Origin of the sequence: Bifidobacterium hapali, assembly GCF_002259755.1 — a bacterium.
GTDB classification, from domain to species: Bacteria; Actinomycetota; Actinomycetes; order Actinomycetales; family Bifidobacteriaceae; genus Bifidobacterium; species Bifidobacterium hapali.
Genome location: NZ_MWWY01000045.1, coordinates 1 through 13,857, shown reverse-complemented (window position 1 = coordinate 13,857; position 13,857 = coordinate 1). Strand labels below are relative to the sequence as shown.

Genomic DNA, 13,857 nt, shown 5'->3' with positions numbered 1-13,857 from the left:
TATACGCGAGTAATAAGGAGTGTTAATGAGCAATCTCACGATTGGATTCATCGGCTACGGCAATATGGCACAAGCTATTGCGCGCGGACTTGTTGATGCAGGTGTTATTTCCGGTGGTCATATTGTCGCTTGCGCCGCGCACTGGGACAAGCTTGAACGTACTACTGCGGAAATCGGTGCGCGACCGTTACACAGTGCCGCAGAAGTTGCTGTAGCTGCTGACGTGGTGATTATTGCGATTAAGCCATATCAAATCACGCCGGTTGTAGGTCCGATTGCGGCTGAACTGGCCAAACCAGACAAATTTGTTGTGTCAATTGCTGCGGGCTGGGATTTGACGAAGTATCGTGATCTATTCGGTAATCTCGCGCAAAACATTCATATCCAGTGCACTATTCCGAACACGCCAATGGCTGTTGGTAGGGGAGTACTTGTTACCGAAGACGACCACACACTCACTGCTGAACAGCAACAGACGTTCGAAAAGCTATTTGCGCCAATCAGTCTCATCGAACGTGTTGACACTGCGCATATGAACATCGCTATGTGTATTGCTGGTTGCGCACCCGCGTTTACTGATATGTATCTTGAAGCGCTCGCTGATGCCGGCGTGAAATACGGTTTGCAACGTGCGACTGCATATCGTTTAGCTGCAAAAATGGTTGAAGGCGTGGGTGCGTTGTACATGGCTACAGGAACGCATCCAGGAGCGATGAAAGATGCCGTCTGCTCACCCGGTGGCACTACGATTCGTGGCGTCGCTCAACTGGAGAAAGATGGTTTCCGTGGTGCAGTAATCAATGCTGTTGATGCGATTGAGGAAGCATAGGAAGCATAATGAGTGAAGCTCAATACTCGTATGAGAATGCAATCCGAGAGTTCGTATACATTGAGATGCCGTTTGACGGGGATGCAGATGGCCGACGTGATCTTGTGCGCGCCGACATCATTCGTCCGCGCGAACTCGATGGGGTAGCGAAGATTCCGGTCATCATGGACCCAAGTCCCTACTATGAGCTGTACGATCGGCATGGCGAAAAGTTCGAATACGCGCATCCTGAAGACAAGTGGAATAGTCCACTCAAACAATTCCCTTTCTTCTACGACAATTATTTCGTGCCGCGCGGGTATGCAGTGATTATGCTCAGCACGTCCGGTACCGCATTGTCGGAAGGCTTCTGCGATATTGGCGGGCCCAAAGATATTGCATCAGCGAATGCTGTTGTCGATTGGCTTAACGGTCGGGCAACCGGATATATGACGCGTGATCGTCGTGAACCTGACAATGAGATGACCGCCGACTGGGCATCCGGCGTGGTTGGTGCGATTGGCAAATCATATGACGGTTCAGTACCGAATGGTATGGCTGCCACTGGCATTGAAGGATTGAAAACCATCGTGCCAATTTCCGCAATTTCCAGCCAATACGATTGGTATCATCCACAAGGTACGTTACTCAACGGTGATGATGCTGACGGAGGCTGGTGGGAGCCAGATAATTTCGCGGCGAGTCTCGAATCTACCGCTAACGGCAAACTACAACGGTTCAACACGAAGGGCGGTTGGCAGCGACTGCACGACGGTTCTGATAAGCAGTATCGTCGATACAACGAGTTTTGGGCGGAACGCGACTATCGAGCACACGTTGACCAGTTCAAAGCAAGCGTATTCCTTGTGCACGGTGTTAACGATCTCAACGTGATGATGAATCAGGTCGGCTCGTACTGGAAGGCTCTAGGCGAGCATCATGTGCCACGTAAAATCTGGCTACACCAGTATGCACACGATGATCCATTTGACGTGCGCCATGATATGTGGCTTACGACACTCGAACGTTGGTTCGACTACTGGCTTAAGGGCATCGATAACGGCATTATGGACGAGCCCGAAGCATCGGTTGAAGACCTAGATGGTAACTGGCATGACTATGCAAACTGGCCAGTGCCGGGTACTTCGGCTCATACGTTTGCAGTGTGCGGGGGAACGGATATGCGACTAGGCGCACTGACTGAACATCTCACTGATGCAAGCAGAACGGCTGAATCGAATGCTGATGTATGCCAGCCTACGCACGTTGCTTCTTTCAAGGGTGCTCGTATTCGAGAGCTTATCCCATTCACGCAATCTCATGTTGCGCAGGATGATCGTCTACTGTATGTGAGCGAGCCGTTGGAACATGACTATCATATTTCCGGCACACCTCATATCAGTATGCGCGTTGCTACGAGTGTACCTGACACGAACTTGTGCGCTTCACTTATCGAATATGGTGAAGGCAACTATGTGCAGGTGAGTGAAGATATTCACGCGTTAGTCGAACTCAAAGAAAAACGTCCAGCTGTTGGCGGCTCATCAGACGATGATAAAGCGATTTACCCAGTATGCATACCACGCAAATCGCATGAAATGCACAATATGGTGACGCGCGGCTGGATTGCCACGACGCATAAGGACTCGTTCACCGAGTTCACGCCCACGCCAACCGGTACATGGTTCGACATTGCGTTCGATTTTCTACCTACCGATTGGACAGTCCGTGCTGGACATCGACTTGCGCTCGCGATCTACAATAATTCGAAACGACTTGCGGCAGTACCGCTGTCTGATTTCGATGTAGACCTCGATTCAGTGCGACTCACCATTCCGTTTGCTTGATCAGCCTTGTATGTGCGCAATTGAGGTTTTGCGCACATACAAGTGATAACGTTCGTCGCCAAGTTGCCAGATTGGTATGAATCGCAATCCGGTGGCTGTATGAGTAAAGGTCAGCGTGTCCGGTTCACGAGTGAATGCAGTGTCTAGATGATCGGTGTCCAATGGTATATCCAGCATACGGTCGCTGTTATCTAACGCAACAAGCACATACGGCCCCCATGCAACCGCAGCCACATCAGGACAATCAGATGTTGCAATCAACCGCATATAGGGAACAAACTCAAGTTCAATATGAGAGTCATCCCACGAAGTAAGTTGTACTGACTCAGCAGTCAAAGCGATTTCATGCGTTGCAGTGCGTGATAATTCAACTACAGCGTCAGACACAGCACGCCCATTCACGTGCACTGTCACCTGTCCCTGAGCACTCCAGCCGGGCACTCGCACACACAACACACTACGATCAAGTCGTGCAATATTAATCGTTACTCGTTGCGGTGCATTATCGTCTACGCACACTGTTAGTCGCGCGGAATCACAATCCAACGCGCCATTGAGATACCGGCGTACATACAGCGCATCTTGATCGATAGTATACGCACCAGAAGCTGCATAGAAATGCGATTCTAAACCAGTACCGTGGCAGCAACTATTCTCTGCAATATCAATATCTTTATGACCGCCCGGTTGCGTAGGTAGGAAATAAATACTTCCGCCATTTTCGGCGTAACCCGGACGATGATCACTGGTTGCAGCAATATGATTGATTGTCGCATATTCAACATAATCGGCATACTGTGCTTGCGGTATATGTGCATCCAATGCCGTAACGAGCTTCAACAGATTATATGTTGCACAACTTTCTGCCGTATCGTCGGCCAACGCGGCGCCGATTACATCTGGTTGGTCAAACATTTCACCCTGACCCGTACCACCCATCGCATAGAGATGATGGTTAAGTACCTCGTCGGCAAAACGCTGCGCTTGATCGAAATAAAAGGCAAGTCCAGTGCGCTCAAACAAACGCACTGAGCCAATAACCTGCGGAATATGCTGATTCGCATGCATGCCACCAAGCGCATCCACATGCTGGCGTAACGGCTCATTCAGCCGATCATTGTCAAACAATCTCGCCGCAGCTATATGCCGTTCATCACCGGTATATGCATACAAGTCAGCTAAGGACTCATTCATACCACCGAACTCGCCGGCAATATACAAACTCCACATACGTTGTAACTGTTCGTGAGGAAGTGCATGCAGTCTCTCGTACGTCCAATCGCCGATACCACGTGCTATATCAAGCGCTACAGTATTACCCGCGTAACGATACGCATCCAGCAATCCAGCGAGAATTTTATGCAACGTATAATATGGTGCCCAAATTTTCGGATATGGTGCGTACTCTTCAAGTCGGTCAAACTGTGTTTCGTCATACGCGGACAGGAATCCGCGAACAGCGCCCGGACGCTGGGAAAACGCTTCCTGCACGTCACGTAATCCGTTAACTACATAATCTAACTTTGCTTGTATGAGCGTGTCCCCACTAGCCGCATATGCCAATGCATACGCTGACAACGTGTGTCCAGTCGTATGCCCGCGCAACAGCGAATCCGGTGCATCCCAACCAGTCATCGACTGCGCACCATATGTATCAAGACCAGCCGCACGTCGGAACTCAACCAATAACTGATCATCATCTACACTACGCAAGTATGCAATACGATCCCGTTGATTGCGAGCCAGTACACCGTCACCAGTGAGTCGCACATGGTGTATTGATATCGGCGACCGCCGAGTGGCACCATCCACGCGCGGATACGGATCATCATCGTGAAGTCGAACGAGCGCAGTTACTGGCACGTTTGTCCCGTCAATCACGCCATGCCAGCGCAGCACCGTATTCGCGTGATCATTATTGTTTGCCGACTCTGATTGTTGTGGTGCCGTATGTTCGATACCATCATGCCAGTCAATGCGTTGCGCGATAAGCAGATTGTCTTCAGTGCGCACCGCAGTATATGTGGGCAGGTTGTACGTTTGACCCAAACGCACGTCCAACTCAATCGGAAACACCTCGCGCACGGTCACTGTATTGTGCTGTTCAAGCACGCGCACCATAAATGTGCGCGTTGTATTCGCTGAACCATGTGTCAGCGTTGCTGTCAGTGTTACATCGCGGTAGCCACGACCGTATTGTGGCTGATGAACGGTACCGTCCGGCTCAATCCAACGCTCGTCATCACTTGACCACACAATCGATGAGCCATTCGTACCAGTTGTTGACAAATCAAGATCAAACTCCACAGTACCGGTGTTGCCGATATACAGCAGTGATGCGTCAAGATCAACGGCTTGGCGGTCGGTACGTATGGTTTCGCTCATAATGCCCCTCTGGTTGGTTCGGTGAGTATGCCTACCGTTGGTGTTGACGATATCAGATAGCAACAGTGTAGTGCGTAGCATCGTTCGTAACATTCCGGTGTGCCGAACGTTACTAGATCGAAGCTCGGACGTAAACAATTCGTAATATGGACAATCTTTACTTCAAGTTAACCCACGGATGTGGTGTTCCAGTAATCAACTGTGAATGGCACGCCGGGCATATGAGGGAGGAAACCCATGCAAAGTAACAAGAAACGCTTCATGGCGATGAGTGCTGCGGTGCTATCTGCGGGACTGCTGCTAGCTGGTTGTGGCTCGACGTCGTCAAACGGTGGTTCGAACGGTTCCGCTTCCGGTTCCACCGGCTCCGACAGTGTGATCACGATCGCAAATGGCGAGCCGCAGAACCCTCTGGTTCCGGGCAATACGAACGAGACTACGGGTGGCAATGTAATCGACATGTTGTTCTCCGGTCTAGTCGGTTTTAAGCCGGATGGTACTCCTGTTAATGAGGTTGCTGATAAGATCACGCCGAATGCAGATAACACAAAGTTTGACATCACGTTGAAGTCTGGTTGGAAGTTCTCTGACGGCTCTGCAGTCACCTCCGAATCGTTTACCAAGGCGTGGAGCTACACCGCAAACGCCAAGAATGGTCAGCTCAACTCCAGCTTCTTCTCCGTGATCAAGGGATATGAGGATCTTCAGAAGGACGGCTTGAAGGGCGATGAGCAGCTTTCAGGTTTGACCGTGACTGATGATACGCATTTCAGTGTTGAGTTGAACGAATCGAACGCTGTGTTCCCGGTGATTCTCGGTTACTCGGGCTACTACCCGCTGCCGGAATCGTTCTACAAGGACCCGAAGGCATTCGGAGAGTCCCCGATCGGCAACGGCCCGTACAAGTTCAAGTCGTGGAAGCATAACGCCGACATTATTCTTGAAAAGAATGATGATTATCCGGGTGCTTTCAAGGCAAAGAACGCCGGTCTGGATTTCAAGGTGTACACGTCGAACGACTCTTCGTATGCTGACGTGCAGTCTGGTAACCTTGATGTTTCCTCGAATGTTCCGGCAACCGCGTTGAAGACGTTCCAGAAGAACTCGAAGGTTAACTCGTACTCTAAGGCTGGTTCGGGCACTGCCACGTTCACGATTCCGCAGTCGCTTGAGCACTTCAGCGGCGAGGAAGGCACGTTGCGTCGTCAAGCTATTTCGATGGCTATCGACCGCGAGCAGATCACTGAAAAAGTGCTCTCCGGAACTGCGACCCCTGCCAAGGACTTCACCTCGCCGATGACTGCCGGCTACTCCGACTCGCTTAAGGGCAACGAAAATCTGACCTACAACCCGGATAAGGCGAAGGAACTGTGGGCGAAGGCCGACGCCATCTCCAAGTTCACCGGAACCTTCACGATCGCATACAACACCGATGGCGGCACGAAGCCGCTGTATGATGCGATCACCAACCAGCTGAAGAACACGCTGGGCATTGACGCGACCACCAATCCGGTGCCAACATTCCAGGAATTCCGTGCGGCGATCACTGATCGTACTATGAAGAGCGCGTTCCGCGGAGGTTGGCAGGCTGATTATCCGTCGATTGAGAACTACCTCAAGCCGATTTACTCGTCGAGTGCAGCTGACGGCAAGGGCTCGAACGATGGTGATTACAAGAATCCGGCTTTCGATAACCTGCTGAATGAGGCTGCGAAGGCATCCGACTTGGATGCGGCCAACAAGCTGTATCAGCAGGCTGAGGAGATCCTGCTCAACGATCTTCCTGCTATTCCGCTGTACAACTCCAACGCCAACGGCGTGTATGCCAAGGGCGTGAAGAACGTGGAACCGAACTGGAAGGGCGTTCCGGTGTTCTACGAGATCACCAAGGAGTGATTGGAAGATTACGCTTGTGCTGGTAGCCAGTATACGAGCGTGACATTCACAAGGCCGATGCTCAGTGCTGTTATTGTGATGACGGCACCGAGCATCGGCCATTGTGTAGATTGTGCAGTCATGGGGAACATATCACGGGGAACATATATGGATAGCACATGGATGGTATGCGTTATCTCAAGGAGATACGATGAGTGAGCAATACGATAGTCAAGCTTTGCGTATACTGCACGAAACCGCAGCCAGCAACGATGTCGAACCCGAATCAGGCAAGCGCGCCGGTGGCCTGCGTCTGGAGGGCAAGGGATTTGAGAACATTATCTTCAGCCACTGGGGGCCGAATCCAAATAAACAGCCAGCCAAACGAAGTCCATTTGCTGACGATGCAGCCGCACACCGTGCTGAGCTTGCAGCTAAGCTGCCGGGGGAGCGGCTGGTGATCCCCGCCGGAACAGTGCGGCATCGCACATGGGACACGGATTTCTTGTTTCGTACCGGCAGCGCGTTTGCGCATATGACCGGTCTGGGCCGTGATCTGGAAGCCGGCGCCGTATTAGTCATTGATCCGACTGTTGAGGCAAACGGTACGATCGGCCATCATGCGACGATCTATCTCGAACCGACGATCGACCGCACAAACCCGCGATTCTTCTCCGACTCGAAACATGGCGAGTTCTGGATAGGGCCGCGTCCACTGCCCGAGGATTTTCACATCATGACCGGACTCGATATTCGCGATATGACAGAATTCGCGGATGCGCTGCGATATGGTGCAGGACCGGACAGTATTCGTATTCGTGTATTGCGCGGTTATGATCCTGTCGTGGATGCGACTGTTGACCATGTGCGTGAAGAAAACGGATTGGGGGATGCGGATGCGAACCGCGGCGCGGACGCCGTGCTCGAGGAACGATCCGATGAATGCCGCATTATCAAGACTCCGCGCGAAGTCGCCGAAATAGTGAAAGCGGTCGAGGCAACCAAACGAGGGTTTGAACGCGTGGCGGATATCCTGCCCATCGCGCGCAAGGTCAAAAGGGGAGAGCGTCTTTTGGAAGCGACGTTCACCCATTCCTGCCGTTATGAAGGCAACGGCATCTCCTTCGGCACCAATGCCGCATCCGGTCCCCGCGCCACGATCCTCGACTATCACGCCAACGATCATGCGCTTAAGGACGGCGAACTGTTCCTGCTTGACGCCGGCATCGAACTCGATTCGTTATATGCGGCAGACATCACACGCACATTCCCGATCAACGGTACGTTCACTGAACCTCAACGAGAGATCTACCAAGCCGTACTGGACGCTTCCAACGCTGCCATCGACGCAGCCAATAAGCCCGGAGCTGTCTATCATGACATGCTCGACGCGGCACTGGCCTCGGTTGCTTGCTCTCTGTATCGGCTCGGCATCCTACCGGTGAGTGTCGAAGAAGCACTTCGCCCCGACGGACATCAGCACTATCGCTGGCTCTACCACGGCACTGGACATCACATGGGCATCGACGTGCACGACGCGTACCGTTCTCGCAACGAATACTATCCAGATGCGCCACTCAAACCGGGCATGGTGTTCACGCTTGAGCCGGGATTGTATTTTGATGCGGCGGACGAACTCGTACCGGAACGATACCGTGGCATCGGCGTGCGCATCGAGGATGATCTCATGGTTGACGAAACCGGTACGACAAGGCTGATCAGTGATTTCGCACGTACGCCGGACGAAGTGGAAGCGTTCCTGCGTACACATGGTCCGGAACAGTATCTTGACAGTTTCATTGAACATGAAGCTGCCTGCGCGAATAGTGATTGACTGACCTCGATTACATGAAAAACAGACCGCATGATGATGGTGGGCGACTAGTCGCGTCGTCCACCACTCACAATGACAAGGCGGGAATGTAGTGTGGGCACCATGTCTCTTACTATCGGAATCGTTGGTCTGCCGAACGTCGGCAAGTCCACTATGTTCAACGCGCTGACGCGCAATAATGTCCTCGCGGAAAACTATCCGTTCGCCACAATCGAACCGAACACGGGCATCGTGCCACTGCCGGATAAGCGACTCCCCGTACTTGCTGATCTCGTGCATACGGAAAAAATCGTGCCCGCGACCGTCACATTCGTCGATATCGCCGGCATCGTTAAAGGCGCCTCTGAAGGTGAAGGACTTGGTAACAAGTTCCTTGCCAACATTCGTGAAGCTGATGCGATCTGCGAAGTCGTTCGCGCGTTCAAGGACGACGATATCGTGCACGTGAACGGCAAGGTCGATCCGGCCGACGACATCGACACGATTAACACTGAGCTGATTCTCGCCGACATGCAGACCATCGAAAACGCGCTGCCAAAGCTCGAAAAAGATCTGCGCGGCAAGAAAATTGAGCCGGCGTATCTCGATGCAGTCAAGACGGCTCAGAAGATTCTTGAAGCAGGGGAGACCATTGATCATGCGGCTGCTGCTGGCAAGATCAAGAAAGAGGATATATACGACCTCCATTTGATGACTGCCAAGCCGTTCATTTACGTGTTCAATGTGGACGACGATGAGCTGACCAATGATGAGCTCAAGTCTCAGCTCGCTGCGTCGGTCGCGCCGGCTCCGGCAGTGTTCCTCAATGCCCAGTTCGAAGCTGATCTGACCGACCTTGATGAGGCAGATGCTCGCGAAATGCTTGAAGATGCAGGACTGAAGGAATCAGGTCTTGACCAGCTTGCGCGTGTCGGCTTTGATATTCTCGGACTTCAAACCTTCCTGACCGCCGGTGTCAAGGAAGTGCGCGCGTGGCAGATTCACAAGGGCTGGACTGCTCCGCAAGCCGCTGGTGTCATCCATACCGACTTTGAGAAGGGCTTCATCAAGGCCGATATTGTCTCCTACGATGATTTCGTTGCCGCCGAAGGCTCGATGGTGAAAATTAAGGAAGAAGGCAAGCTCCGCCAAGAAGGCCGCGACTACGTCATGCAGGACGGCGACATCGTGGAGTTCAAGTTCAACGTATCAAAATAGGGGGGTAATACCCCTGTAAAACGGCGGAATTCCAACGTTTTCGGTTTTCGGGAATGGGTGAATTTCGCCGTTTTTCGATTATTGGAAAATGGCCGATTATGGCTCGTATCTGGCCGTTTGTGGCCCGGATAAAGTGCCAATAGAGTGCCTTTTTTTGAGGGGCGCTTGCGGCGGATGCTCGAAGGCGCTCCCGACAAGGGAGGTACATATGGCAGCCAACGGTAGACGACGCACGAAGGGCGCAGGCAGCATCATCCGCCGCAAAGACCTCATGCCGTGCGGCCTTCTCGTATTCGGCGAACGCTGTGTGTGTACGCAGTGGCGACACTATGAGCGCGATTATACAACGCACTGGCCTCTACCCACTGTCCGCGTGGCACGTGCCCAGTGGCAACCCGAATCGCATCTGGCCTAGCCAAGTTGTCGCCTACAACGGCGGCAATGTCTTCACCAGTAATAACGTGCTACCGACCCGCACCGTGACCGTCCGCACTGGTGACACCCTCAGCAGTATCGCGGCGCGTCTCGGCATCAATTACACGCAGATCAGCGGCTACCGCAGCGGCAATCCCAACGTGATCTACCCCGGCGAAGTGCTGCGCTACTGAACCCACACCCAAACTTAGGAACCTTGAAAGCCACCGCCTCCAAGGTTCCTAAGTACTAAGAGAATCGAGACAATATGTCCGAAAACACCGAACCCAAGACCGACATACCCGACTGGCTGCTGCCCGACCGCGTCTACGACATCCTCAAATGGGTCGCGCTGATCGTACTGCCCGCGCTCGCCACACTCATGCAGACGCTCGGCCCCGTATGGGACTGGCAGTGGGCCGACCCGGCCGCCACCACCATCAACGCGGTCGCCCTGACTATCTGCGTCATCATCGGTGCAAGCGCCATCAAGGCCCGCGCAGCCAAGACCGAATGACGCAAAAAAGCCCTCGACCCTCACCGCAGCTCGCGGCAGGGTCGGGGGCTTTTCTTTGTTTGAGCGGTCAAACTATCGCCGGCTTTGTCTGGTTGGCCGTCAGGTAGGCGACGAGCGCCTTGCGGATCAGTGCGCTCTTGCCGATGTGCTCCTTGGCGGCCTGTGCGCGTACCTGCTCGTCCATGTCGGCGGTCAGGTATGCTTTGTAGAGCACGTCAGCCTTGGCGCGGGGCTTCTCGGCGAGTGGGCGGCCGGCGAAGATGTCGTCGATGTCGTCCATGGTGATCGCCCTTTGTGGGCGGATGGTCTCGCCGATGATGTCGGGCGTGTGCTCGGCGTATTCGTCCGAGAGCTTGTCCCAATCGGTTTCGTTGGTCATGGTGTCCTCCTTGGTTAGTCGTCGAACTTGTAGAGCCATTCCTCGCGGCAGTCCATCGCGTGGAACACCTTGCGGGAGCGCTGGGAGACCAGCAGCTCTACGGGGCGCTCCCTGAACTCGTCGGGGTAGCCGAGCACTGCCATGACCCTGTCGCCGGGGCGGCGCGACCGCACCTCGAACATGGCCACCGGATGCTGGAAGACGTAGTCTATCTGCGGCTGTGTGAGCCAGTGCTTGTAGGCTGATGGTTCGCATTCAATCATACCTAATACAGTACCATAATTTAGTACCACAATCAAATCGGGAAGTCGGAACACGGCGAACCTCCTAGGCGGCGAGTCGTGTCGCGGCGACGGCGGTGCGCAAACGGCCTCCGATGCCATGCGACGGCATGCCCGGCGCATATAATGGAACAGACAACCAAATAAGTGCCTTTAGAGTGCCCGACGTGAAACGTGACGACTGGAGGCGTTGGAAACACTGGAATTACGAAAAGACCGTGACGTTTAAATTTAATGTGAGCAAGTGATTGCCGCGTAGGATTGAGGGCCTTGGAATTCCGATGATTCCAAGGCCCTTGACTATACCGTAGGCAATTGTGTTCATGTGTAAATCGTGTCGGGAGGTTTCGGCGCGTGTCTGATTGGAGGGATGGTCATGACGAGTTATGTGCTGCGTCTTTACGATGATCCGTTGATCCGATTCGATGCCGCGTATGGTGAGGGCCTGTTGGCGGGCAAGGTTGAGGCTCGTATCCGTTGGTTTGACGAGTCCAAGCGGACGTTGCTGCCGTTCCCGTTGGCTCCTCAGCCGGATGACGCGAAGCTGACGGCGTGGCTGGAGCGGCGCACGATTCCAAAGAACCGCGAGTTTGCCGCGCAGCTTCTCGCGCAGGCTGGACTGAACATCTCAGATACGCTGGGCATCATCGACCTGTGCAAGGGATTGTCGGTCAACGATTCGTTCTGGGTGGAACGCGACGACGAGAACCTGAAGTTCGCGGACATCAACCTGTATGACAATCCGTTAGACGAGACGCTCGCCATCGTGGCCTACACCGGGTACACGTCGAGCGAGAAACATGCAATAGGTTTGTCGAGCGAGTGGACGACGGATGGCCAGTTCCCGAAGGCGTGGCGGCATACGGAACGCGGACTGGAATTGTGGAAGGCCGGTTCCGAAGGCTACGCGAACGCCGGGCTGGAACCGTATTCCGAGTACCTCGCCTCGCAGCTCGCACGCAAGCTCGGTGTGAACGCGGTCGAGTACCGTATTGCCCGGTGGAAGGGCAAACTGGCTTCGGTGTGCGGTTCGATGAACACGAAGGACGTGTCATTCGTGCCGTTCTATGCGGCGACGCAGCTAGCGTCGTTCCCGGAGATTCTCGCTGCCGCGCACGCCGTGTCCGAGGAGTCGTTCGTGGCAATGCGCACGATGCTGGTCTTCGACGCACTCATCGTCAATCAGGACCGCCATGCCAATAATCACGGTTTTCTGCGCGACAACCATACCGGTCGTATTCTCGGCCCGGCCCCGTTATTCGATCACAACATGTCCCTGTTCAAAAACGACATGCGAGCCGACTGGGAGGCCGGTGCGTGGACGCCGCGGGTGTTGTCTGAGCGTCAGCCGTCGAACTCGCGCATGACGTTCCGCGACCAGTGCGCTGTCATCATGGGCGCGAGCCAGCATGAGATGTTGCGCAAAGCATTGGACGTCACGTTGGAGAACGACCCGGCGCATCCAATGGAGCATGGTCGTATCGAAGCGTTGAATAACTACCTGCATACGGCCGCGCGCACTTTGCTCGGCCTACCGGTGGTCGACGAATCGCAATTGTCCGATCAGCTCGATGCATTGCGACCAGCAATTAAGGACGCCCCCGTCATCCTCAACGAACAACTGCTGCGCTAAGGCAAGTCGGTCAAGCTTCAATTTAACGTCTTGAAATAGGGTTTAGTGCCCCCTATAAAACGATGTAATTTCAACACTCGTTTTCGAGTTTTCGCGAACAAAGGAAACTCCGAAACTGAGGTGGTGCCGTTTTCTTGGACTGTGATCCGGGAGGAGCCATCATGGCGAGGTATACGAGGGAGCAGCGTCGGCGTGCGGTGGAGTTGTATGTGAGGTATGAGTGCTGCGCGGCGGACGCGATCCGGGAGTTGGGGTATCCCAGTCGTGAGGCGTTGCGTATGTGGCATCGGGACTGGCTCGAGGAACAGAAGACGGGAATACCCTCGACGCGTGGCGAGCGGTATTCGCGTTACACGTTGGAGCAGAGGCGGGACGCGGTGGACCATTACCTGACGCACGGGCGGCGAGCGAGCCGCACGATCCGCCAAATGGGGTATCCGAGCAAGACGCTGCTGGCCTCGTGGATTGACGAGCTCGCGCCCGGCGAACGCCGGCTTCGCCACGGGCCCATACCTGAGGAGCTCAAGCGCGAGGCCGTGCTCAAGGTCGTGTCCGGTGGAGCGAGCTCGCGTGAGGTGGCGGAGGGATTGGGAGTGGATTCGTCGGTAGTGAGAAACTGGAAGCGGCGATTGCTCGGCAAGACGAAAGGGGCCGCGGTGGCGAAGGACGAACCGGAACGCAAGGATA

General features: G+C 54.1%; 12 protein-coding genes. 9 read left to right on the top strand and 3 right to left on the bottom strand.

The window, feature by feature from the left end; translation table 11 throughout:
* Positions 1-25: 25 nt before the first annotated feature.
* Positions 26-829, top strand: coding sequence for a pyrroline-5-carboxylate reductase (proC, locus tag BHAP_RS10295; RefSeq protein ID WP_094730593.1), 804 nt, complete (start codon positions 26-28; stop codon positions 827-829).
* An 8-nt stretch (positions 830-837) separates the two neighbouring features.
* Positions 838-2,655 carry a CocE/NonD family hydrolase gene (locus BHAP_RS10290; RefSeq protein WP_094730592.1) on the top strand — a complete coding sequence of 606 codons (1,818 nt, stop codon included), beginning with the start codon at positions 838-840 and terminating at the stop codon, positions 2,653-2,655.
* Here BHAP_RS10290 and BHAP_RS10285 read toward each other — a convergent pair whose 3' ends face one another.
* Complete coding sequence (locus tag BHAP_RS10285) at positions 2,656-5,040, bottom strand: beta-L-arabinofuranosidase domain-containing protein (RefSeq protein WP_158216472.1); 2,385 nt, start codon at positions 5,038-5,040, stop codon at positions 2,656-2,658.
* A 237-nt stretch (positions 5,041-5,277) separates the two neighbouring features.
* Here BHAP_RS10285 and BHAP_RS10280 point away from each other — a divergent pair, with 237 nt between their 5' ends.
* The 5 genes from BHAP_RS10280 (at position 5,278) to BHAP_RS10260 (ending at position 10,877) form a co-directional block, all read left to right on the top strand.
* Entirely contained in the window at positions 5,278-6,936 is a 1,659-nt protein-coding gene (locus tag BHAP_RS10280; RefSeq protein WP_094730590.1) for a peptide ABC transporter substrate-binding protein, read from the top strand.
* Positions 6,937-7,126: 190 nt separating this feature from the next.
* A complete protein-coding gene (locus BHAP_RS10275) occupies positions 7,127-8,749 on the top strand; it encodes an aminopeptidase P family protein (RefSeq protein WP_094730589.1) in 1,623 nt (540 codons plus the stop codon).
* Positions 8,750-8,851: 102 nt separating this feature from the next.
* Entirely contained in the window at positions 8,852-9,946 is a 1,095-nt protein-coding gene (ychF, locus tag BHAP_RS10270) for a redox-regulated ATPase YchF (protein ID WP_094730628.1), read from the top strand.
* A 329-nt stretch (positions 9,947-10,275) separates the two neighbouring features.
* The gene (locus tag BHAP_RS10265; RefSeq protein WP_094730588.1) at positions 10,276-10,554 is read left to right on the top strand and encodes a LysM peptidoglycan-binding domain-containing protein; all 279 of its coding nucleotides are present in this window, start codon (positions 10,276-10,278) and stop codon (positions 10,552-10,554) included.
* Positions 10,555-10,628: 74 nt separating this feature from the next.
* Positions 10,629-10,877 (top strand): phage holin, encoded by a 249-nt coding sequence (locus BHAP_RS10260; RefSeq protein ID WP_094730587.1) that lies wholly within the window; start codon positions 10,629-10,631, stop codon positions 10,875-10,877.
* A gap of 67 nt (positions 10,878-10,944) precedes the next feature.
* Here the strand turns inward: BHAP_RS10260 and BHAP_RS10255 are convergent, their stop codons facing one another.
* Positions 10,945-11,256 carry a ribbon-helix-helix protein, CopG family gene (locus BHAP_RS10255; RefSeq protein WP_094730586.1) on the bottom strand — a complete coding sequence of 104 codons (312 nt, stop codon included), beginning with the start codon at positions 11,254-11,256 and terminating at the stop codon, positions 10,945-10,947.
* Between the two features lie 14 nt (positions 11,257-11,270).
* Positions 11,271-11,519: a hypothetical protein gene (locus BHAP_RS10250; protein WP_143248792.1), complete on the bottom strand. Its 249-nt coding sequence runs from the start codon at positions 11,517-11,519 to the stop codon at positions 11,271-11,273.
* A 394-nt stretch (positions 11,520-11,913) separates the two neighbouring features.
* Between BHAP_RS10250 and BHAP_RS10245 the strand changes: the two genes are divergently transcribed.
* The gene (locus tag BHAP_RS10245) at positions 11,914-13,170 is read left to right on the top strand and encodes a HipA family kinase (protein WP_094730584.1); all 1,257 of its coding nucleotides are present in this window, start codon (positions 11,914-11,916) and stop codon (positions 13,168-13,170) included.
* A 161-nt stretch (positions 13,171-13,331) separates the two neighbouring features.
* Positions 13,332-13,857, top strand: a 526-nt coding sequence (locus BHAP_RS10240) for a transposase (protein ID WP_143248791.1), incomplete at its 3' end; no start/stop codon positions are given.

Excerpts from the sequence above, each read along its gene's own strand:
- proC (WP_094730593.1), top strand. The coding sequence starts at position 26 with ATGAGCAATCTCACGATTGGATTCATCGGCTACGGCAATATGGCACAA.
- BHAP_RS10290 (WP_094730592.1), top strand. The coding sequence starts at position 838 with ATGAGTGAAGCTCAATACTCGTATGAGAATGCAATCCGAGAGTTCGTA.
- BHAP_RS10285 (WP_158216472.1), bottom strand. The coding sequence starts at position 5,040 with ATGAGCGAAACCATACGTACCGACCGCCAAGCCGTTGATCTTGACGCA.
- BHAP_RS10280 (WP_094730590.1), top strand. The coding sequence starts at position 5,278 with ATGCAAAGTAACAAGAAACGCTTCATGGCGATGAGTGCTGCGGTGCTA.
- BHAP_RS10275 (WP_094730589.1), top strand. The coding sequence starts at position 7,127 with ATGAGTGAGCAATACGATAGTCAAGCTTTGCGTATACTGCACGAAACC.
- ychF (WP_094730628.1), top strand. The coding sequence starts at position 8,852 with ATGTCTCTTACTATCGGAATCGTTGGTCTGCCGAACGTCGGCAAGTCC.
- BHAP_RS10265 (WP_094730588.1), top strand. The coding sequence starts at position 10,276 with ATGAGCGCGATTATACAACGCACTGGCCTCTACCCACTGTCCGCGTGG.
- BHAP_RS10260 (WP_094730587.1), top strand. The coding sequence starts at position 10,629 with ATGTCCGAAAACACCGAACCCAAGACCGACATACCCGACTGGCTGCTG.
- BHAP_RS10255 (WP_094730586.1), bottom strand. The coding sequence starts at position 11,256 with ATGACCAACGAAACCGATTGGGACAAGCTCTCGGACGAATACGCCGAG.
- BHAP_RS10250 (WP_143248792.1), bottom strand. The coding sequence starts at position 11,519 with ATGATTGAATGCGAACCATCAGCCTACAAGCACTGGCTCACACAGCCG.
- BHAP_RS10245 (WP_094730584.1), top strand. The coding sequence starts at position 11,914 with ATGACGAGTTATGTGCTGCGTCTTTACGATGATCCGTTGATCCGATTC.